The organism is Arthrobacter alpinus (genome assembly GCF_001445575.1).
Classification (GTDB): Bacteria; Actinomycetota; Actinomycetes; order Actinomycetales; family Micrococcaceae; genus Specibacter; species Specibacter alpinus_C.
The window spans coordinates 896,526-918,745 of sequence record NZ_CP013200.1 but is presented as its reverse complement, the minus strand read 5'-3'; the positions used below and the strand labels follow the sequence as shown (position 1 = coordinate 918,745).

Genomic DNA, 22,220 nt, shown 5'->3' with positions numbered 1-22,220 from the left:
ACGGGCGTTGACTCGTTCAAGAAAGAAATCTATGCCCTACTCGCTCGAAAATCGACTCGTCATCGGCGTCTCGTCCAGCGCGCTTTTTGATCTCACCGAGTCAGATGCCTACTTCGTTGAGCATAAAGAGGAAAAATACCGCGCGTACCAGGACGAGCACATCGACGACACTCTTCAGCCTGGAGTGGCCTTCCCGTTCATCGAGCGCCTACTCAGCCTCAACGATCTCCGAAGCGCTGCTGATCCATTGGTTGAGGTAATCGTCCTGTCTAAGAACGACCCATCAACAGGACTTCGAGTCATGCGTTCGGTGAAGACATATGGTCTACAAATTTCAAGAGCCGTATTCACTCAAGGGCAGGCACCGTACCAGTACATCGACGCCTTCGATATGTCGCTGTTCTTGTCAGGCAGTCGCTCCGACGTGGACGCTGCCACACTCATGGGATTCCCGGCAGGTCACGTTCTCCCTTCCACAGCGATCTACACTGGCGGGGACTCTTTGCGTGTGGCCTTCGACTTCGACGGTGTATTGGGCGATGATGCAGCCGAAAGGGTCTACCAAGAAAATACTGGGGACATCGACAAATACTATGACCATGAAACAACGAACCGCGAGCGAGCCCTCTCGCCGGGCCCTCTCAAACGCCTGCTTGCCGACCTCAACCTAATCCAAGAACTTGAGATCGCCCGTCAGAAGGCCGAGCCCTCGTACAAGCCTAGGCTTAGAATCTCTCTTGTTACTGCTCTGTCAAGGGCCATGAGTTTCTGCCCACCAGCGGTCAGGTTTTCTGCCCGCTGGTGGCCAGCAAAAGTGCCCGGATATGGCCATGAGATCTGCCCACAACTTTAGATTTGTGGTTGGCCATTCCGATCCAGTGTTTTAGCTCAGTTTCGTTACTCCCTTCCCCGCCAGGGCTTGGGTGAGCCTGACGGAGTCACCACTGGTCTGGCAGACATGGGCATGGTGCAGGAGCCGGTCAACTGTCGCTGTCGCCAGGGTTTTAGGCATGAGCTCGTCGAAGCCGGCCGGGTGCAGATTGGAAGAGATCGCGATGGAGCGTTTCTCGTAGGCGGCATCCACGACCCGGTAAAGTCCCTCGGAAGCATCAGTACCCACGGGCAACAAACCAATATCGTCAACCACCACCAAATCAGCGCGCAGCACCCGGGTGATAGCTCTAGTGACACTGTCATCGGTGCGGTGGGCGCGGATGAGCTGACCGAGGTCCTCGAGCCGGAACCACACCACACGTAAACCTTCTTCGACGGCTTGCTGGCCCAGGGCCTCGAGGAAGAACGTTTTCCCGGTACCGGAGGGCCCGCAAACGACAAGGTTTTCCCCACGCCTAATCCATTCCAGAGTCCGCAGGGCTTGCTGAGTCGGGGCCGGGATCGAGGAAGCGGCCGGGTCCCACACATCGAAAGTTTTCCCGGTCGGGAACCCGGCCGCCTTGCGCCGGGTGGCGAGCATCGAGGCGGCCCTGCCACGGATTTCCTCGGCAAAGAGGGCTTTGATGACCTCTACTGGTTCCCAGCGCTGGGCACGGGCGGTAGCGATGAGTTCCGGCGCCAAGGTGCGGGCGTGGGGCATCTTCAAGGAACGCATCATCGCCTCGAGGTCCTGTGGCAGTGCCGGGGCGGTGGTGTTGATCGGGTTCACTGCTTTACCTCACTGACGGTGGCGGTTGTTGTGGTGATCGCGGCCCAAGCGCCGGTGCCCTGAGTCAGGGAGGTGCCCTCGTTCGCGGTGTGGGTGGTGATGTTGGCCCGTCCTGCTTGCAGGATTGAGGAAAGATCTCCATGGGCGAACCGTCCATGAATCGCCGCAGTCCCTAGGGCCCGGTCAACATCAATGACACCGGCGATCTTCGCCAGAGAAACAGCCTCAGCCATTTTCACGTTGATCCGTTGAGTGCCAACCGCGGCTGCTTCCTTGAGCCAGGTAACGGCACCACCACCGATGGCCAGGAACTCCGCCTCGGCCCCGGTACGGGCCCTGGGTGTGTAATCGCCCGGGATCCTTTCCACATACCCGGGAAAGTGATCGTCATTGATTGCAGGGCTCCCTGGTCTGGCACTGCCGTGGCGGGCGACTTCCACCGGGCCATTCACGCCGTGGTGCACGATGACGACCTTTTCATCCGGGCCAGCCCCGTGGGAACGAACGAACACCCGCTGCCCCAACAGGTGGGACGGCACGGAATACATGGCGTTGTTGAACGTGACCATGGGCGTGTTCGGTGGCACGGTGCGTGCTAATCCAAAAGAGACCGTGTGGGCGTCATCGGGAACCCGATGCAGGCGCAACACCTCCTCAGCAAGCATCAACGCCGGTTTACGCTTGGTGCTGCGGTGCTCACGAGCATTGATGTGGGCCATGAACTCCTCACACGCGGCCTCCACCTCAGCGAAGGAACCATACGCCTCGCGCAGGTTCGTGTCCTTGGGCACGATGTCAGCCTTAGCGACCTTTACCGCGTTCTCCACCCCGCCCTTGGAAGCAGGATCCGCCGGCTGACACGTCAACACGGTCACCCCGTAGTAGCGGGCGAAATCCACGGTTTGCAGGTTTCTCACCGGTACCCCGGCCACGTGGGAGACAGTTACCGTCTTCTCGTTGTCAGTGAGGATATAAACCGGAGCCCCGCCAATAATGCGGAAACAGCGATCGAGAGCAGCGAACACAGATGGTGCTGTCCGGTCCCGTAGCGCGATGACGATCCGGAATCGTGACCAGGCCAGCCACGCCACGAACAACACCGTCTTCACACCATCGATGGAGGGGCCGTCGCCGAAATCGTACTGTAGCCAGCCGCCAGGTTCTGTGATCCAGGGGCGGTGCACGCGTACCCGGCCGAGCTTCCACGCGTCTTTGACTTGGGCTATCGCGCGGCGGGTGGAACGCTCCGACCCTTCGAAACCCATGCCTACCAGTTTCTGGTGGGCGACATCAGCCCGGATCCGGCCACGCGTCTTTTCTACGAGTTCCTCGATCTTGGGCAGGTACTCATCAGTGATCTTTTCCCTGGATACTGGTTCCGCCAAAGGCTTGCCGGCAGTGCGGGCGGCGACGTGCTTGGCTACGGTGTGGTGCGAACAACCCGCGAGGACTGCCGCGGCGCGAAACGACTTCGTAAGATCGTACGCTTCAAGAATTTCCATGATTTCTCCGTCAGACTTCATACAGAGCCTCTTCCTGGTGTGGTTTGGTGCGACTAGACACCGACATCAAACCCCAGGAAGGGGCTCCCGCCGTTAAGAACACGACGAGGCTAGTAAAAAGAGTGGGCAGATCTCATGGCCACCAATGGGCATTTCTGCTGGCCAGCAGTGGGCACTTTCGTGGCCGCCTATGGGCAGTTTTTCATGGCCGCTAACACTGCTCGAAGCGCACCTGCACACGAACGTGCTGTCCGGTCGCTTCGAGCGTGGGGCGTCACTGTCAATGATGCTTTCTTCCTCGGTGGTATCAAGAAATCTAAAATACTTGAAGTAATGCGTCCACATATTTTCTTCGACGATCAGACAACGCACCTTACGTCGGCTTCCGAATTCGTCGCTGGCGTACACGTCCCCTACGGTGTGGCAAACGAGGTCCCCCGGCTAGATGTAGCTTCGAAAAGCGGTGCGCCCGTCGGGACGATTGATCTTAAGACCCCACTGGGGTCCATTGAAGTCAAAGCTGCACTGCCTTCAAGTACCTGATACGCGCGACGCGTTGCTCCCCCAGCTGATGTCGGGCAAGTTGCGCGTCAAGGATGCTGAGAGCGTCGTCTCGGCCGCTGTCTAATAAACCCAACCTCCGTAACACTCCGGAGCAAATACGCAGCCTGCTGGTTCATTAGTAATGTTTGCAGGGCTGCCGCAACCATTTCGGCGGCAGCCCACGAACAAAGTTACTGACAGGACCTCGAACCATGCTTCTAACTGCGCTTGAAGGCAACCGATGACGGCCGCACGGATGGCCAAGCGCATCACAGCATGGGCGGTCGGGGTGATTATCGTCGCCATGGCTGGCCCCTTTATTGCCAGCCAATTAGGGTTCAGCTTATTCCCGACCAAACAGAGCGAAACCACTCTCTTGATTTCGATCCAAGACACCAGCAAATACGTCGCCGCAGTCGGCGACTTTGAGGTGGTGGTCAATGACAAGGAAGACAACCTCGTGTTGCCCGATATCCTCGCTGGACGGCAGACTCTGTTTGTCGGCGCAGGAACGGTCAACGCCTATGTGGATCTGTCAGGACTCGCCGAGGATGACCTGACCTTGTCGCCAGACGGAAAGTCTGTAACAGTCCGTCTACCCAAAGCGCAGCTCGAGAAGCCCAACCTCGTTCAGGAGCGATCCAAGGTGGTATCACAGGACCGCGGTGTGCTCGATCGAATCAACGACGCGTTGGCGCTGCCCGAGCAGGCCAAGTTCTACAAGATGGCCGAGGATAAAATCGCCGCAGCCGCGAAGGAATCGGAGCTGCGCGAAAGGGCGACCACCAACACCAAGGCCATGTTGACAGGCATGTTTGGCTCCATGGACATTCAGGCCACCTTCCGCGATTAGGCCAAGCAGCCTCAGCAGACTGCCGTTGTCGGCTGAGGGTTGCCACGCCTTCGTCTGGCATGATCAAGTGCGATTTGAACAGTTACCGGTATTTCCAGTCATCATCAGAATTTCGGCATCTCATCAGGGCCCAAAAACCACCCTCCCCACGACGCTCTCGTTCCCCAGCTGATGTCCGGTACGCTGCGGGTCAGGGATGCTTAATTAACCATTTCGAAACTGGCCTAGCTACAACTCCAACCTTTCTGCAAGTTCAAATTGAACTTGGAGAAAGGTTGGAGTGGTAAGGCCGGCCGGCGCATTGAACGGATTTCTAACGCCAACAGCTCCCGGACAAGTCCACCAACTTCTGTACCAGTTCACACTCTTGCTGAATTTCATCAGGGTTCATTGGTAGCCATGGTTGAGGGGAAAGCTAGAGCAGAAGGGATGAGGTGTGTCAAGGATCTGGGACAGTTGGTTAGTTTCTTTTGGGTTAGGCAGCGAGGAGTTGTTGCTGGTTTTGGGTGGTGAAGTTGGCCATGGCTGTTGCCGGCGGTAGGCCGTCGTTGTGGGTGTGTGGTCTCCACCGGTTGTAGAAGACCTCGATGTAGCGCATGGCGGCCCGTCTGGCTTCTTGGCGGGTGTCAAAGCTGTAGTGGTGGTAGAACTCGTTCTTCAGGGACGAGAAGACTGACTCAGCCACGGCATTATCCCAACACACGCCCTTGGCTCCCATGGACTGGCGGATGCTGTTGCCAGTGCACCAGGATCCAAGTTCACGGGAGGTGTATTGCACGCCATGGTCGCTGTGAAAAATTCCACCACGTTGTAGATAGCCGCGGTCTCTGGCCATCGTCAGCGCGCTGACACACAGGGAGGCGCGCATGTGATCTGCCATGGCCCAGCCAACGATCATGCGGGTGCATAGGTCGATGACGGTGGCCTTGTACAGCCATCCCTCACCAGTCCGCAGGTAGGTGATGTCGCCGACTAGGCGGGTGCCTGGGGTTGCAGCGGTGAAGTCTCGGCCGATCAAGTCCTTGAAGACTTTCTCCGGGTCTGAGGGGATGGTGGTGCGTTTGAAAGCCCGCATTCGTCTGGCTGCCCAGCTATTCTCTGCCATGATCGAGGCGACCGTTCCTACGGAGATATCAACACCGGCTGTGTTGAGTTTTGCGTGGACCATGCGGTGGCCAAAGATCCCGTCGGAGGATTCAAAGACAGTCTTCACCTGATCGGTCAGCTCCCGGTGGCGAATGGTTGTGGGCGTATCTGTTGCTTCTTTCCAGCGGTAATACGAGGACCGTGGGACGCCTAGTTGTCGGCACATCCAGGCTACTTTTTCTCCAGCGTTCTCCTGCTGCTGAACAAAACGATAGAGGTCATCTACCGTTGTTCTTTGGCGAAGAACGCTGAAACTTTTTTTAGGAAGTCATTCTCCCGTTCAAGCTCACGTAGCCGCACTTCCATGGCCTTGTATTTAGCGGTATCCACGGGTAAATCAGGTTTCCGGCCGCCGGCTTCTTGGCGTTCATGGGAGAGCTTGATCCAGCGTTTGAGCGCGGTCAGGGAGATGCCGAGCTCAGCCGCTACAAGAGCTATCGGGCGGCCAGAGGATTCAGCCAAGGCAACGGCATCAGCTTTGAACTCATCAGAATAAGTCGGTCGAGAAGACATGGGAACAATCCTTTCAGGAACTGTCTCACATCAGTAATACACCTCAGGATGTCCTTTTTGCGCCCCGCATACGGCTCGGGGCACGAACGGCCTCGGCGCTCTAGCGTCAGCGCCACCCTTGCGCACGCCCGCAACACCCTGTGGTCGAGTCGTCGCCACGAGCAAGTATCAACCCTGCCACGACACAATCCAGCAGCTGTCATGAGGCCCAAATTTGTGCGAGTAAGCTCAGCTATGCAATACCTTGGCATCCAATGTTGGACGCCTGTTTTCAACAAAGATTGGGGTTCCCTTTGTCAGATAATCCAGTGCTGCTCTTCCTCCACGGCGTGGGCGATGGAGACCCGAGCGGCAAATGGAAGTCCGCCATCGAGCAGTCTCTGCAGCGCACTGGATACCCTAACCTCGACGGCATTCCCATTCTTGCTCCCACATATTCGAATGCGCTCATGGGGGTCGATGAACCCCAGATATTGCCCATCAGGACATTCAAGACTCCGACCCGCGAAGCGGCCAAGCTTAATCGCAGGAATTTCGAGCGTCGGCTCTCCGCCGTCGAGCGTCGAATTGGCAGGCAGGACGAGGAACACGTCATAAATGTCGCAGTGAATAACAAAGCCCAGTTTTTGCACAGAGCAGCAGTCGATGCGGCAGTGACGGCTCCGCTATTCAAGCAAGCGGCCAACTACCTGAACAATGAACAAATACGCGCCCAAGTGCTAACCCGAGTCCTAGCCAAAGTTCCAGAGTCCGGCAAGATTGTGATTGTGGCTCACAGTCTGGGCTCCGTAATCGCAGCCGATCTGCTGCTCAGACTACCCGTGGATGTTGAAGTTGAAGCACTGATCACCATCGGCAGTCCACTTGCCAATGAGCGTTTCAAGCTCGAAGATCTGGGTGATTCCCTGTCCGATCCCCCGATCAACTTGGGATGGTGGGTGAACTTCAGAAATGCGTGGGATCCGGTGGCGATCAGGCGCGGGCTATCGTCCGTATTTCCTTGGCTATTGGACCATACGATCAACACCCATTTTGATATTGACATGGCGGCAGCACATTCTGCGATCGCGTATCTGGACCACAGCACGGTGGCGGCGACCATTGGACATGCAGTCTTCGGGGATAGCAAACGGGAGCGCATCTCCGACGACGAGATTGCAGACATTCCACTTGATGACACGGAGAGCAGAGCAATACTGGGTCTACGCTACGGCCACCTGGTTAAGAATGAGTTGGACCGTGAGCTTCGCCTCCGCTACCTTCCCGCGCTCCGGGCTGTGCAGGAACAGACAATCTCAGACTTGCGGGTGCACAACAAACTTCGCGAGCGACCTATACCTTCACAAATTGCCCGGCTTGATTTCGATTCCTCCGACCCTTCGTCTCCGCTGCCTGAGCCGAGTCTCAGGGCCTCCGCATTCTCAAAGGAGGAAGCGATTGCTCATCTGACGGCCGTTGCCTCAACGAACGTCATTGCGCCATTCGAGATATCCATTTCAAAGGACGCGGAACGACGTTCAATGGAAGAACTCGCCTCGGAAATGGGACTGAAACGACAACTAGGTTCGGATGTCCTGGAGGCTAGAAAACAGGCTCAAGACATCCTGCGCGATCGCCAAAATGGGAAGTGGATCAAAGTCGGAGCAATCGTGGCCGGCACTGCGGCATTGGCCTTCGGCGCAGGAGGAATCGTGTTAGCAATTGCAGCCCCCGGGCTTGTGGGCGCGGCCGCTGTGACCGGCGCCTTGGCTAGCTTTGGTCCGGGCGGCATGATTGGCGGACTAATCACGGCAGGCACTTTGATTGGAGGTGGTGGGCTCTTGGTTGGTTCCGGAGGTGGGTCATTAGCGAACAGTCTCGCCGGAGAGGAAACCAGCGTCGAACAATTCGAAGAAATTGTCGCACTTCAACTGGCCGCAATGCTTGTCCGGACGACGCAGTCGATCGACAGCGATCCCGGCGTGTGGCAGTTCCTTACCGAAATCGAGGCCAAGGTCAGCCGACAACATGAGCGACTCGACGAGATATCTGACAAGAAGGCACCCACAGTCGAGGCTTTGGCCAAGAAACGCGCCATCGCGGCGCGGGCCCTGAAATATATGAGCGAAAACGGCATGGAACCCGGCGATCACGCTAAGGCCTAACACTTGTCCCAAAGCCGTGGAAAAGCGCGCGGCACGGTTCATCCCACAATTGCAGCGCTCCAAGTAGCCCCACCCGAGGCAACTTTTCGGCTGGGAGCCGACTGTCCGGCGTCGTACCTGAAATACGACGCCGGACGGTCCCGGCAGCCTCTTAGAACAGCTCGGCGAGCTCCTCATCGAGGGCCTCGCGGTGAAACTCCTTCGGGTCCAGGGTTTCCCCAGAGCCCAGTCCCAGCCATTGCCGGTATTCGGCGTGCTCCTCGTGGGCGGGATCGTTGACAGCCGTCACAACGTTTTCCCAGCCCCAAGGGCCTCCGCAGTCCTCGGCCGGGCCCATCCCCCGGCCCCCGGTGCAGCGCACGGCCGGGCCCGGGGCGAACGGCATGACCTTCTCCAGGGTGATCCGGTGGCGCCAGTTGTCGCCAAATTCGTAGGTGTAGTTGATGTGGCCACTCTCCGCCGTCAGCAATTGGCCGACGGTCACGGCGGACTCATCTTCAGGCATGGGATCGCCAAAGTCATACTCAGGACCAACGGGGCCGTAGGTAATTCCGTTATATCCACCCACATTGAACTCGTGCAGGTGGTAGTCCACCCATTCAAAGCTCGCCTGAATAATGGTGTGCAGTTGCGCCAGAGTTAGATCCGAACGCAGCACCAGCCGGCGCCATACCGGCGGCTTCATGTCCTCAATGGCCACCTTCAGCTGCAAAAGCGGCACAGGATGGGTGGGCTCCAGGCCCGGGCCCGCATTTACGGAACCCGGAAGCCGTGGGCCCGCGCCACCACCGTCTCCGACGTGCCGACCCAGCGCCAGCGCCAGCAAAACCATAGGTACCAGAGCTGGCTGCACCCGCACGGCGCCATCCATGGTGACCACTCACAACTCTTCCAGCTCCGCCATGCGCCGGCGCAAGAGTCGGCCAGCAAATTCGTCCATTCCCAGATTCTCCAGCGTGTCCGGGTTCTCCAGCAGGGACACCGGAATGGTGGACCCGGCCAACGCCGCGGCGTACAGCAACCCGGCCTGGGCCTCCGCGGCTGGTGCAACCCACGGCGCCCACTCCTGCTCCCCCATGACACTCACGGACAGGAAGTTAGCCATCAATCCGCGCAATGCCGCCAGGTGCGCCGGGTGCCCGTGGTTCAGGATTGCCTCGGCGTTCGGGGTGGGCCACACCTTGGTGGATCCAATGTCGATAAAACCACCGCCCTCCAGCGCCGCCCAGATCTTGGACAGCAGGGGCAGCTCATGCATGGTCTTGACGATTAGGGGCGCACTAGGTTCCAGGCTCTCCGTGTTGAAACCTGGTATGTGCTGGCGTTTGGCGTTGCGCGCGGCTCCCTTGGCCACCAGACCAACGGCCGCCGCGGCGCCTTCAATCTCCGCCAGCTTTAACGCGCCGGTGGATGTAACCGGCTTGCTCTCTCCAATCCATTGCAGCAAAGAGCTCAGATGTGCGGCCAGTTGGGTTCCGGAGAGCGCGGCAAGTTCCTCGTCCGCGCTCGGGCGCTGCGGCAGTTCCAGCTCGCCGGGCTCGGCGGCGTCGTCGCCGCCGTCGTCGTCGTAAAACAGCGCGAACACCTGACCCAAGTCTTCCTGGCTGCCAGTCCATCCCTTGGTTTCTTCGAGAAACTGCAGGTAGGTGCGGATGGCGACAAAGATGAATTCGGTGTCCTCTTCAGCCTCGGCGGAGCCAACTGCGGTCATGGCCTGGCCAAAGCCAAGCGGCTCAAAGCTGGTGACATCGGACGCCGGCACCAGCTTGAAGTAGGCAGATGCCAGCACCCCCACAGCATCGATCAAGTCCTCTAGTGCACCCTCCGGCAGCCCAGGCATGTTGTTGCACCATGCAGCGAATGCCGGGGCCACCGCCTCCACGGCAAGAACCGCCCGCCGTTCGCTGACGGATGTGGTCGATGCGCGGGCCTTGCTGCCCTTGTTGTTCTTGGCCATCCCACAATGATGTCAGACCCTGCGTGTAGCTTCTGAGTCATAGGAACGTTGCAAGATTCGAAAGAGGTTTGCTCATGTCCACGTTCAGTGATCCAAATGAAGACGCACCTGCCTTTCCACCCACCCCAGCGCGCAGCGGGATGCCGAAGTGGTACCCCGAGATGTTGGCGTCCGTGGCGGACAAAGTTTCCACCGGGCGGGTCCGGGCCGTCGCGGCGGTCAACCGGGAACTCGTTGCCACGTACTGGGCGGTTGGGAAGGAACTACTGACGCGAGAAACTTCAGAGGGCTGGGGCGCCAAAGTTGTCCTGCGCCTGTCGACAGACCTCAAAGAACGCTTTCCCGACGCCCAAGGATTTTCTCCCCGGAACCTCCGATATATGAAAGCCTTTGCGGAGGCATGGCCCGATGCAACAATGTTGCAACAGCCTGTTGCAACATTGGCTTGGGGCCACAATGTCATGCTTCTTGAGAAGCTGGACGACGCCCAAACCCGCCTCTGGTACGCAGCCGCCGCCGTCGAACACGGCTGGTCCCGCAACGTGCTTGTCCACCAAATAGAGACACGCCTGCACGAACGCTCGGGCCAGGCCATCAGCAACTTCAAGGCCGTTCTTCCTGCCGCTGATTCGGACCATTTGCAGCAGACCATGAAGGACCCGTACATCTTTGACTTCGTGTCCATGACGGATCGGCACACTGAAAACGAATTGGAAACGCAGCTTGTTGAGCACGTCGAGAAGTTCCTGCTTGAGCTCGGTCAGGGCTTTGCATTCGTGGGACGGCAGGTTCGGTTTGTAGTGGGCGGCGACGAGTTCTTGGCCGATCTCCTCTTTTACAACTTCCGCCTGCGCAGCTTTGTGGTTGTTGAGCTCAAGAACAGCAAGTTCGACCCCGGGTACCTTGGTCAGCTCGGTATGTACATGTCCGCGGTGGATGACCTCATGGCTCATGAGGACGACAAACCAACCATTGGCCTGTTGCTCTGTAAGACCAAAAATAATGTGGTGGCCGAGTACGCCTTACGAGGGTATAGCGCTCCGATCGGGGTGGCCGAGTGGAAGACACAGATCATGGACTCCCTGCCGGAGGAGTTCAAATCCAGTTTGCCGAGCATTGAACTGCTGGAAGCGGAGCTGGGCGAACGCTGATAACCCCATATAGCGGTCACAACTGCGGCAACGCGAACCACGGCTGATAGCGTCATGACTAATCGAAGATCATCGTTTGGGGAGAGCACCATGACATTGGCAACCACCGGTTTTTCTGAAGCCGCTTGGGAGGGTTTAGCCCTCGATCAGCTGGGCGAGCTGGGCTGGAAGCCAACCCCCGGAGATAGGATCGCCCCGGGCACCGGCGAACGTGAGTCGTGGAGCGAACTGTTGATCCGGCGTCGTCTGCTTCTGGCCTTGCAAAAGTTCAACCCCACCGTGCCGGAGCACTACCTGCGCCAAGCCGTCGCCGAGATTGCCACCCCCAAATCCAATGACGCGCTCACGGAGAATCACCGGATCCACAAGTACCTGGTAGAGGGGTACCGGCTCAGCTACATCGATACCGATGGCAGCGAAAAGAACCCCACCATCCGCCTCATCAGCAGCGCCACGGATGACAACGATTGGCTGGCCGTCAACCAGGTCACGCTCACCAGCCGCGAGCACTCCCGCCGATTCGACATGGTCCTGTACCTCAACGGCATGCCGGTCAGCGCCATCGAGCTAAAGAAAGCCGGCAGCGAATCTGCCGATGTTGCCGCCGCTCATGCCCAGCTGCAAACGTACCTGCGCGAATTCCCCATGGCGTTCCGCTTCAATCTCCTGAACCTCATTTCCGACGGGATCATCGCCAAGTTCGGCACTGCCTTCACTCCCCTGAACCACTTCTCCCCCTGGAATGTGGATGACGACGGCGTTCCCGTCCCGCCAGGTGCCATGCTCGACGGCGACCGCATCAGCGCGCTCGATACCACCCTTTTTGGCCTCTACAACCAGGAACGCTTCCTGCAGCTGGTCAACTCGTTCACGGCTTTTGACTCCGGTGCGGAAGGCTTATCCAAACGCATCGCCAAACCTCACCAGTACTTTGCGGTCACCAAAGCCGTGGGCAGCACCATCGAGGCCGTCCGTTCCAACGGCGAATCCCGCGGCAAGGCCGGCGTCGTCTGGCACACGCAGGGTTCGGGTAAGTCCATGGAAATGGAGCTCTACACCAATCAGGTCATGCGCCGCCCCGAGCTGCGCAACCCCACAGTTGTTGTCATCACGGACCGGAATGAACTCGATGGGCAGCTCTTTGAGGGATTCTCCCGGAGTCTGCTTCTGCCCGAATCCCCGCAACAGATCCGCCGCCGCTCCCAGCTGCGTGAGGAGCTGAGCAACCGCGTCACCGGCGGCATCTACTTCACCACGCTGCAAAAGTTTGGCCGTAGCAAAGGCGAAAAGGACGCCGGGTCCGATCACCCCCTGCTATCCGACCGTAAAAACATCATTGTCATTGTGGATGAGGCACACCGGAGCCACTACGACGATCTGAACGGCTACGCTCGCCACCTGCGCGACGCCCTGCCCAACGCCACACTGATCGCATTCACCGGCACCCCCATTTCCTTCGCGGACCGGGACACCCGCGAGGTATTTGGCGGGTACATCGATGTCTACGATCTGTCCCGTGCAGTGGACGACGGTGCCACGGTTCCGGTGTACTTTGAACCTCGGCTGATCAAGGTGGGCTTTGCCGACGGCGTTTCAGAGGACACCCTGGATGATTCCGCCGACGAGGCTACCCTCGGCCTTGACGAAACGGAGCGGGCCCGCATCGAGGCGAGCGTAGCCGTGGTCAATGCTGTCTATGGCGCACCGGAACGCATCGCCGCGCTGGCTCAGGACTTGGTGACTCATTGGGAAAACCGCCGCGGTCAAATGTCCAAGTTTATCGAGGCCCCGGGCAAAGCCATGATTGTGGGCGGTACGCGAGAGATCTGCGCGAAACTGTACGCAGCCATCGTGGAGCTGCGCCCGGACTGGCACTCGGATGATCTCGGTGGCGGCAAGATCAAGGTGGTGTACTCCGGAACAGCCTCTGACGTGCCTCCGGTTTCCAACCATGTGCGCCGTGATTCAGAGAACGCGTCGATCAAGGAACGTCTGAAGAATGTGGATGACGAGCTGGAACTGGTGATCGTCAAGGACATGATGCTCACCGGGTTCGACGCCCCGCCGCTGCACACTCTGTATCTGGACCGGCCACTCAAGGGCGCGCTCCTCATGCAGACTCTGGCCCGCGTCAACCGCACCTTCCGCGGCAAACAGGACGGGCTCCTGGTGGCGTACGCTCCGCTGGCCGACAACCTCACCAGCGCCCTGGCCGAGTATTCGGATACCGACCGCGCCAAGAAGCCCGCCGGTAAGAACATTGACGAGGCCATCGGCATGGTCCATGAACTTGTGGCACAGTTACGCCAAATCCTCGCCGGGCATGACTGGAAGGCCACGCTCATGAAAGGTGGGCCTAAAGCGTTCCTCAACGCCACGTGGGGAGCGGTGAATTACTTGCGGGACCCACTGACGCCGGGCAACGCCGTCGTGCCTTCTTCTTCCGCTTCCACTTCCGCGGACGGCTCCGGACAAGAGACTTTGGCGGGTAGCTACCGGAGGAATTCGTCCCGGCTGGCGCGGGCGTGGGCGCTGTGTTCGGGGTCCGATTCGTTGGAGCCGTTGCGCCCCGAGGTGACCGTCTATGAGGAAATTCGAGTGTGGATGGCCAAGCTGGACGCCGATGACCGGCAGTCCCGCGGCGAGCCCATCCCGGAGGAAATCCAGCGCATGTTGGGACAGCTGATCGCCGAGGCAACGGCAACCGGTGAAGTCCTAGATATTTACGATGCCGCCGGCATGCCGAAACCGTCGCTGGGTGATCTGACACCCGAGTTCATTGCTAAGGCGCAGAAGGCCCGGAACCCGCAGCTGGCCATTGAGGCGCTGCGGAAACTGATCTCCGATGAGTCGGCGAAGACCACCCGAACCAATGCCATTCGGGCCCGGGCCTTCTCGGAACGAATCTCCGAGCTAATGCGCAAGTACACCAACCAGCAGCTTTCCTCGGCAGAGATCATTGCGGAATTGGTGGAGCTGGCCCGTGAAGTGGCCGCCGAGGCAGACCGCGGGAAGACCTTTGACCCGCCGCTGGGATCTGATGAGCTGGCCTACTATGACGCCGTCTCGGAGAACGAATCCGCCGTTGACGTCATGGGCAAGGGCGTTTTGGCCGAGATCGCACGGCAGCTGGTGCAGATCATGCGCCGCGATGTTCGCACGGACTGGACGGTGCGTGAGGACGTCCGGGCTAAGCTGCGCTCCTCCATCAAACGGCTCCTGGTCCTGAACGGATACCCGCCGGACAAGCAGCCAGCCGCGATCAAGTTGGTCATGGAACAGATGGAATCCATGGCGCCGAGATACGCGGAGGAGCGGTCCGGGGCGTAAGGGCTTTGTGCGGAGCGAACCATTAACTCAGAGTAAATAGTTCGCCCCTGAGGCGCCGAGGAGTAGACCAGCGAGCAAAACCGGGCCCGCGCTGGAAGGTGCGGGCCCGGCGTCGTGCTTGAAGGAAGAAAAGAGCTAGGGCTTGCCGTTGCCCTTATCGCGATCGCGACCCTTATCCTTGCCGTCGCCCTTTCCTGAGCCCTTGGGGAACATCTGGACAACAGCGGGGCGGGGCGCACGTACCTCGCCGCGCTTCGGGGTGACGCCCTCGGCAACGTAGTCGGGGAAGTACGAGGTGTGCGCCCCATACGTCCCGTCCTCACCCGGGTGCTGCACGGCCACGTAGACCATGGACTCGTCGTCGTGAACGATGGGCCCGCAGGTCTCGGCGTCGCGCGGCATGGAGGCGAACTGTTGCACGTTGCCGCGGTTGCTACCTTCCAGGCCGACCTTGAACAGGCCATCGTTGTAGCCAATGACCGACGGCGCGCCATCAGTTGAGATCCACAGGTTGCCCTGAGTATCAAATGCCAGGTTGTCCGGGCAGGAAATGGGGCTGACCTTCTCGGCCGGGAAGCCACTGAAGTACGTTGTAGAGTTCTGGGCGGGGTCGCCGCAGAGCATCAGCAGGTTCCAGTTGAACGTGGTGGCGGTGGAGTCATTGCCGCGCTCGGTAATTTCCACAATGTGACCGTCACGGTTCTTGGTGCGCGGGTTTGCTTCGTCGGCCACCGCATTTGCGCCCACGCCACGGTTGGTGTTGTTGGTGCAGGCCACGTAGACCTTGCCCGTCTTCAGATTGGGCTGCACGTCTTCGCAACGGTCCATCTTGGTGGCGCCAGCCTTGTCCGCGGCGAGGCGGGTGTAGACCAGAACTTGCTGAACGCTCATGCCGGCGATGGCACTCTTGCCGTTGACCACCAAGGGCAGCCACTTGCCGGAGCCATCAAAGGCGCCATCCGCGGGAACCGCTCCGGTACCGTCAATCTCCGATGCAGAATCGCCGCTGAACTGAGCAACGTAGAGATCGCCCTCGCTCAACAGGGTCATGTTGTGAGCCTTGTTGTTCTTCTTGTACTTGTTCTTGGAGACGAACTTGTACAGGTAATCGAAGCGCTCGTCATCGCCGGAGTAAGCCACCACCTTGCCGTTGTCAGCAATGATGACGTTGGCGCCTTCATGCTTGAAGCGGCCCAGGCTGGTGTGCTTTTTCGGGACCGAGTTGGGGTTTTCCGGATCGATCTCCACAATGTAGCCGAAGCGGTTGGGTTCGTTGCGGTAGGCCTCGCCGCGGGCGTCGAAGCGGGGATCGTCCAGCTCCCAGCCCATCCCGGTGACGTTGTTGCCCAGGCCGTAGCGGCGGTCCTCAACACTGGTGCCTTCGGTGCGGAAGAAGCCGTTGAAGTTTTCTTCACCGGAGAGGATGGTGCCCCAGGGGGTGGTTCCACCGGAGCAGTTACCAAGGGTGCCAAGGACGAACCGGCCTTCCTTGTCTGCGGCTGTCTTCACGAAGTCGGTGCCTGCTACCGGACCCGTCAGCTCAAACTTGGTATCGAGGGTAATGCGGCGGTTCAGCCTGCCTCCGCGGACATAGTCCCACGGCTCACCCTTCTTATCGCGCTCCAACTCCACCACGCTCATGCCAACGGCGTTGCGGAAGATGTTGCGGCGCAGCGCCTTCTCGGCGTCGTTGGCAGGTGCGGCCGGAAACATGATCTGCGGGTTCACGTACTCGTGGTTGCAGACCAGCAGGCCCTGCTTGCCGTTAGGCTGGCGCAGGATCTCCAAGTAATCGTTGTTGTACCCGAACTGACCGGCCTGCGCTTCAGCGCTCTGGTTCGCGAAGTCAAAGTCCTGCGACTTCTTGAACAGCGGATCGCCCCAGCGAATGATGGGCTGCCAGCTGTAGCCAGCGGGAACGTTGAAAGCATCTACGGCGGCGTCAACCGGCTTGATCGGGGTGAATGCGAGCTTGGCATTCTGACCATTGTTGCTGTGGCCGTTGCCGTTGCCGTTGTTGCCTTGAGCCATCACCGCGGTACTGAGCACGCCAGCCAAGCCGATTCCCATGGCCGAACGGCGGGAAAACTCCGTCGAGACAATGTCGCGGAAGTAGTTGTTGGTTGAGGTGTTGCACACGGCCTTGGAACAAGCGTTGTCGCACTTGAGCTGGCAGGTGACGGCACTGCGCTTACCGCGCGTGTGGCCGAGCATGGGCAAAAGCTTCTTCAGATCGTTCATGGCGAACCTTCCTAACGTGAATGCGACCTTGCCACTGTGGCAGGGCCGAGCGACACGTTGGCACGAATCGGTTGAACGGCAGGTTAATAGGATGCGAACCATGAGTCTCGGAGGAGCGGAGTCGCCGCAGCCGCAGCCGCCACCTGGTTCGACGCACCCCGTGAGCGCAAAAAATAGCTCGACCATTGGGCCATTGCCGGTGGCATGATGGAACTCATGAACCAGTCCGCCAGCCCGGACGCAACATTCCCGGCACCCCCGCCGCCTACCCCGTTTGGTGTGCGCGCCCTGCTGAGCTTCAAAGACGGCCCAAACCGCTGGCCGGTGGGTCTCCGTGCGGCAATCTGCATGGGGGTGCCATTGCTGGTGGGATGGCTCACTGGGGACATGTCCGTGGGCTTGATGGCCAGCCTCGGTGCCTTCACCTCGCTCTACGGCAGCGGCCGGCCCTATCTTAATCGGGCCCGCCTCCTCGCCCTGCTGGCAGTCTCCTTCGCCTGTTCAGTGGCACTCGGGATGAGTGTTGAGTCGCTGCCATTGATGGTGGTGCCAACCGTGACGGTGATCGCCATGGTGTCCACTTATGTGTGCAGCGTGTTACGCGTGGGTGGGCCCGGGGCCTACATGATCACGCTAACGTGTGCGGCCGGCACCTCGATGCCCACTGCCGGGATGACGCCCTGGCATGCCGGGCTGCTGGTCCTTGGCGGCGGCGCCGTGGCGTGGGTGGTGCACATGGTGCCAGCTTTTTTCCGGCCCCGAGGCCCCGAAAAGCACGCGGTGGCAGCCGCCGGCCGTGCCGTTGCTGCCTACTCCCGGGCGGTGGGCACGCCGCGGCAGGTGGGCTCCCAGCACCAGGCCGCCGTGGCCCTGAACGCTGCGTGGGACACCTTGGTGACTTACCAGCCCACGCATCTTGCACCAGATGCCTCGCTGAACCGATTGCGCGGGATCAACCGGCGGCTCCATCGGCTGTTTGCGGAGACTGTGAGGGAGGCTGCGCACGGCGAACCCGTCTCGCCGAAGACGGGCGATCTCGCCGTTCGCTTGAGCTTTGCAGCAGCAGACAGCCCTTCGGAAACGTGGCAGGGTGGGTCCATCCCGCTGGGCGCCCCCGGGCCGTGGCGTGCTCTACGCGACGGGCTGCGGCCCGGATCTGTCTCCCAGCTGGTGGTCCTGCGGGTGGGTATCGCCGCCCTGGTATCCGGCATTGCTGCCGGCCTCTTGGACCTTGAGAGGGCTTACTGGGCCGTGGCCGCGTCCGTGCTGATCCTGCACGCTGGCATGGACAGGGTCCGCACGCTCCAGCGCGGTTTCGAACGTATGGCGGGCACCTGGGTGGGGCTTCTGCTGGCCGGCCTAGTCCTCGCAGTGCATCCGCAAGGCCTGTGGCTTGTGCTGATCGTCATGGCCCTGCAATTCACCATCGAGGTGACGGTGATGCGTAACTATGCTCTCGCCGCCGTGTTCATCACCACTGTTGCACTCACCATTGCCGCTAGCGCACAGAAGGTGGCGGAAGTACCCGGCATGTTGCTGGCGCGCGGTGTGGACACCACGATTGGGTGCTGCATTGCCCTGCTCGTCTTTGTTCTAGTCACCCCACGCGCCACGCCCACCCGGATTCCGGCGGCCATGTTGGCCCTGTTCACAGCGGCCCGCCCTGTGGCGGACTTCCTTGCCACCAACCAAACCGGCACCCCGGCAGCGCATGAAGCCAGATTCAAGCTGCAGACTGCCATCTTTGCGCTACGAGAATCGTTTTCCACGGCCATGGGCGGGTCCACCGCTCAGCGCCGCACTGCCGAGCAGAGCTGGCCCGCCGTGTCCACAGCGCAGAGCCTGGCTTATGCCCTTTTGTCCGCGTGCTGGCTTTTGGAACAGCACGACGGCGGGACGCCCAGTGAGGCGACCGCGGAAATTTCAGCGGACCTCACCCCGGGTACCGGAGGTGCCGAAGCCATCGCAGAGACGCTTGAAATCCTCGCCACGGCGGTTCGGAACGGTGTGAAGCCAGCGCCACTGCCGGCCTTGCCGCGTTTCCTTCGTAGGGAAGCCGCGGCTATGGTCGGTTCGCTCCCGCTGGATCAACGCTGACAGAAGTGGCTGCGATTCACCTCAACTCACTTTTGTTATGCGCCACACTCAGGCTGGGTGTGGCGCTGGAGCATCGGCAGCGCCACGCTGCCGTTCAGTTCGGCGCATAAACTACTGCTCCGGTCTTCGGGCCTGTCTTCGGGGCTGTTTTCGGGCCCATCGTCCCACTCAGTTGCCGAACGCCGGAGGGCCACCTCGTCCGGCCGGGCATTCTCTTCTTCCTTGCTCCGCTCCGCCGGAACGGTGAGGATGATCGCAGCAATGGCCACCAGCACCATGAACACGTTGAACAACAGGCCCACCGCACCACCAAACCGCAGTGCCACGTTGTCTTGGCGCCCCATGAACAGGCCCCAGGACTCAATCAGCTTCGGATCCACAGCTTGAGCCGCCACATACAGAGCCGCTGAGATGGCCACGCCAATCGCGTTGCCCAAGGAGGAAGCCATCTTGTAGATGCCCGAGGCGGCACCCACCTGGTTGTCAGGGACATTGGAAAGCGCCGCGTCCGTGGACGGGGTGGCATAAAAGCCCAGCCCCACACCGAAGAGGGTGAAGCCGATGACAGTCAGCACAATGTACTGGTCAATGAGCAGGAACGTCATGGAACACATCAGAATGCCCACGCCAGTGATGATGCTGCCCCACAACATGGGCTTTTTCGGCCCAAACTTTTGCAGCAGCTTCTCCCCGACGCGAATGGTGGAGAGGATGGCGACGAGGTAACCAAGCGTCAGTAGCCCCGACTGCAGTGAGGACATGCCGGCAGCCACCTGAACCAGACCCAGGGAAACAATCAATGTCCCGGCGGCACCGTTGAGCAGGAAGTTGGACAAGGTGGCACCGGTAAAGGTGCCGTTCTTGAACAATTTCAGGTCCACAAACGATGTGGACTTGCTGATCTCGATCTGCAGGAACGCCAAGCCGAACACCACAAAGGCAGCCAGCAAGGCAATTCCGGTCCAGCTGAGCCAGCCGATGTTGGGCCCCTGGGAGATGTAGACATTGATGGCCACGAGCATGACGATGAAGCAGACCAGTCCGCTCCAATCGAAACGGTGCGCCGGCGCGCCTGGCTCCACCGCGGCCTTGGATTCGGGGGTGCCGCGGACCAGGAACAGGGCCAGAATGGAGAGCACAATCGAGATCCAGAAGATGGAGCGCCAGCCCATGAAGGTGGCCGCCATCAGGCCGCCAAAGAGCGAACAAAAACCAGACCCGCCCCAAGAACCAATAGACCAGAAGGACAGCGCCCGCTGCCGGTCCTTGCCCTGATAGTAGGTCTTGATCAGGGCCATCGTGGAGGGCATGATGCACGCAGCGGACAGGCCCTGGACCACGCGCCCGCCCAGCAGCATGGCTGAGGTCAGCACGCCGGCGTTCTCCGGTGTGAGAACAATCAGCAGCGACCCAGCAATGCTAAGCCAGATACCAATGTTCATGATCTTGGCCCGGCCAATCCGGTCTGCCAAGCCTCCTGCTACCACAATGAAAATGCCGGAGAACAATGAGGTGACGGATACAGCCAGGTTTCCAACGGTTCTCTCAATGCCCAGTCCGTCTTGGATTCCGGGGATCACATTGAGCAGCGTCTGGGCGAATAGCCAGAAGTTGATGACGGCCAAGACAATACCCAGAAGCCACTTGTCGGTGGGCTTCCAGTCACTCCGGACGGCGGATGCCGATGCTGTGCTCATGGCGTTCAATTCGCCTTGGCCAGGTAGACGAATGCCGCAACAACGTGAGTCTGCGTGGCCACACTAAGCGTGGGGTCGATCGCGGGGGCGAAGAACGGCGAATGGTTCGCCGGGATGTCCTGCGCCACCGTTCCCTTTTCCACCGCGGCGCTGTACACATCAGACGGTACTGATCCCACAGTCCAATAGGTGTAGGGAACGCCGAATGCGTCAGGCAGCCTGCTGAAGTCCTCCGACGCCGTCGCCGGTGCAGTCTGGTAGACCATCCCGGGTTCGAAGTGCTCGGTGAAGGCCGCCGTGACTCGCGCGTTCGTGTCTGCATCGTTGGTGGTCAGCGGGTACTGGTCGTAGTACTCAAATTCGGGGTCCTTGGGCGAACCGGCGGCGGCGCATTCACCGCGCACAATCCGCTCGATCGAGGCAATGACACGCCTGCGCAGGGCTACATCATAGCTGCGGATGTTCAGCAGGAGCACGGCGCGGTCGGCGATGATGTTTGACTTGGTCCCGGCATTCGATGCTCCCACCGTGACCACGGCAAACTGCCCGGGCATGGTCTCCCGCGAGACGATGGTCTGCAGATTCATCACAATGGAAGCGGCCAGCACCACAGGGTCCACGGAATTGTGCGGCATGGACCCGTGGGCACCGCGCCCGTGGACGGTGATCTTAAGCGAGTCCCCGGCGGAGAGGATGGGCCCGGCCGTGGTGCCAATGGTCCCAGCCTCGGTGGCCATCACGTGTTGGGAAAGGGCGACGTCGGGCCGGGGCACCTTGGTGACCAGTCCGTCGTCGACCATGGCGCGGGCACCGGAGGCGGTCTCCTCGGCTGGCTGGAACAAGGCGATGTAGGTCCCTGACCAGGAGTCGCGCCCGTCCGCGAGCAACTTCGCCGCGCCGAGCAGGGCGGTGACGTGCACGTCATGGCCGCACGCGTGCATGACGCCTACTGTTGAACCGTCGGTGTCTGTGACGGTGGCCGTGGAGGCATAGTCCAGACCGGTGGCCTCCGTAACGGGCAGGGCATCAATGTCAGCCCTGGCCAGCACGCACGCCCCGGGCCCATTTTCCAACACCCCAACAACGCCGGTGCCTCCGATCCGCTGAACCGCAAACCCGAAGCCCGTGAGCTTTTCCGCGATGGATTGCGCCGTTGCGAACTCCTGGGAGCTCAATTCAGGGTGCTGGTGCAGGTGCTTGTAAAACTCACGCTGCCATTTGAGCTCTTGATCCAAGGCTGCGAGCACTGCTTTGACCTCTGACATGTATCTACCTCACTGTTCGGCGGCGAGCCCTGCAGCACTTCAACGGCAGAACCAGCCAGCGATTGCCACGCTAATCCTTGCAGCGGCCGGTGTCCAGAAGACTGGCCGCAGTATCACC

Annotated in this window: 15 protein-coding genes and 1 pseudogene; 7 read left to right on the top strand and 9 right to left on the bottom strand. The window is 60.2% G+C overall.

Annotated elements, in window-relative coordinates; all coding sequences use genetic code 11:
• Positions 1-31: 31 nt before the first annotated feature.
• Complete coding sequence (locus AS189_RS04010; RefSeq protein WP_062286436.1) at positions 32-853, top strand: 5'-nucleotidase; 822 nt, start codon at positions 32-34, stop codon at positions 851-853.
• Positions 854-883: 30 nt separating this feature from the next.
• Here AS189_RS04010 and istB read toward each other — a convergent pair whose 3' ends face one another.
• Together istB and istA are read right to left on the bottom strand one after the other, a co-directional pair.
• Positions 884-1,663, bottom strand: a complete 780-nt coding sequence (gene istB / locus AS189_RS04005) for an IS21-like element helper ATPase IstB (protein ID WP_272946725.1) — start codon at positions 1,661-1,663, stop codon at positions 884-886.
• The gene (gene istA / locus AS189_RS04000) at positions 1,660-3,186 is read right to left on the bottom strand and encodes an IS21 family transposase (protein WP_062286435.1); all 1,527 of its coding nucleotides are present in this window, start codon (positions 3,184-3,186) and stop codon (positions 1,660-1,662) included. Before istA ends, istB begins: the two co-directional genes overlap by 4 nt.
• A 114-nt stretch (positions 3,187-3,300) precedes the next feature.
• Here istA and AS189_RS03995 point away from each other — a divergent pair, with 114 nt between their 5' ends.
• Both AS189_RS03995 and AS189_RS03990 read left to right on the top strand, forming a co-directional pair.
• On the top strand, positions 3,301-3,708 hold the full coding sequence (locus AS189_RS03995; RefSeq protein ID WP_062286434.1) for a 5'-nucleotidase: 408 nt from the start codon (positions 3,301-3,303) through the stop codon (positions 3,706-3,708).
• 241 nt (positions 3,709-3,949) lie between these two features.
• Positions 3,950-4,561 carry a DUF4230 domain-containing protein gene (locus tag AS189_RS03990; RefSeq protein ID WP_062286433.1) on the top strand — a complete coding sequence of 204 codons (612 nt, stop codon included), beginning with the start codon at positions 3,950-3,952 and terminating at the stop codon, positions 4,559-4,561.
• A gap of 475 nt (positions 4,562-5,036) precedes the next feature.
• Here AS189_RS03990 and AS189_RS03985 read toward each other — a convergent pair.
• A pseudogene (locus AS189_RS03985) lies at positions 5,037-5,906 on the bottom strand (IS3 family transposase); the annotation flags it as partial.
• A 23-nt stretch (positions 5,907-5,929) separates the two neighbouring features.
• On the bottom strand, positions 5,930-6,220 hold the full coding sequence (locus AS189_RS03980; RefSeq protein WP_062286431.1) for a transposase: 291 nt from the start codon (positions 6,218-6,220) through the stop codon (positions 5,930-5,932).
• Between the two features lie 308 nt (positions 6,221-6,528).
• Here AS189_RS03980 and AS189_RS03975 point away from each other — a divergent pair, with 308 nt between their 5' ends.
• Positions 6,529-8,364 (top strand): hypothetical protein, encoded by a 1,836-nt coding sequence (locus tag AS189_RS03975; RefSeq protein ID WP_062286430.1) that lies wholly within the window; start codon positions 6,529-6,531, stop codon positions 8,362-8,364.
• Between the two features lie 151 nt (positions 8,365-8,515).
• Here AS189_RS03975 and AS189_RS03970 read toward each other — a convergent pair whose 3' ends face one another.
• Together AS189_RS03970 and AS189_RS03965 are read right to left on the bottom strand one after the other, a co-directional pair.
• The gene (locus AS189_RS03970; RefSeq protein ID WP_237760038.1) at positions 8,516-9,235 is read right to left on the bottom strand and encodes a plasmid pRiA4b ORF-3 family protein; all 720 of its coding nucleotides are present in this window, start codon (positions 9,233-9,235) and stop codon (positions 8,516-8,518) included.
• 9 nt (positions 9,236-9,244) lie between these two features.
• A complete protein-coding gene (locus tag AS189_RS03965; RefSeq protein WP_062286428.1) occupies positions 9,245-10,321 on the bottom strand; it encodes a hypothetical protein in 1,077 nt (358 codons plus the stop codon).
• A 74-nt stretch (positions 10,322-10,395) separates the two neighbouring features.
• On the opposite strand from AS189_RS03965, the gene AS189_RS03960 reads away from it, so the two are divergent.
• Together AS189_RS03960 and AS189_RS03955 are read left to right on the top strand one after the other, a co-directional pair.
• The gene (locus AS189_RS03960; RefSeq protein ID WP_062286427.1) at positions 10,396-11,472 is read left to right on the top strand and encodes a PDDEXK nuclease domain-containing protein; all 1,077 of its coding nucleotides are present in this window, start codon (positions 10,396-10,398) and stop codon (positions 11,470-11,472) included.
• Positions 11,473-11,562: 90 nt separating this feature from the next.
• Positions 11,563-14,802 carry a type I restriction endonuclease subunit R gene (locus tag AS189_RS03955; protein WP_062286426.1) on the top strand — a complete coding sequence of 1,080 codons (3,240 nt, stop codon included), beginning with the start codon at positions 11,563-11,565 and terminating at the stop codon, positions 14,800-14,802.
• A gap of 135 nt (positions 14,803-14,937) precedes the next feature.
• Here AS189_RS03955 and AS189_RS03950 read toward each other — a convergent pair whose 3' ends face one another.
• Positions 14,938-17,043: a PhoX family protein gene (locus AS189_RS03950; protein WP_062286425.1), complete on the bottom strand. Its 2,106-nt coding sequence runs from the start codon at positions 17,041-17,043 to the stop codon at positions 14,938-14,940.
• A 216-nt stretch (positions 17,044-17,259) separates the two neighbouring features.
• Here AS189_RS03950 and AS189_RS03945 point away from each other — a divergent pair, with 216 nt between their 5' ends.
• On the top strand, positions 17,260-19,140 hold the full coding sequence (locus AS189_RS03945; protein WP_062286424.1) for an FUSC family protein: 1,881 nt from the start codon (positions 17,260-17,262) through the stop codon (positions 19,138-19,140).
• 35 nt (positions 19,141-19,175) lie between these two features.
• On the opposite strand, the gene AS189_RS03940 is transcribed toward AS189_RS03945, so the two are convergent.
• Positions 19,176-20,837, bottom strand: a complete 1,662-nt coding sequence (locus AS189_RS03940) for an MFS transporter (RefSeq protein ID WP_082634049.1) — start codon at positions 20,835-20,837, stop codon at positions 19,176-19,178.
• A gap of 5 nt (positions 20,838-20,842) precedes the next feature.
• Positions 20,843-22,102, bottom strand: a complete 1,260-nt coding sequence (locus tag AS189_RS03935) for an amidohydrolase (protein ID WP_062286423.1) — start codon at positions 22,100-22,102, stop codon at positions 20,843-20,845.
• Positions 22,103-22,220 lie beyond the last annotated feature (118 nt).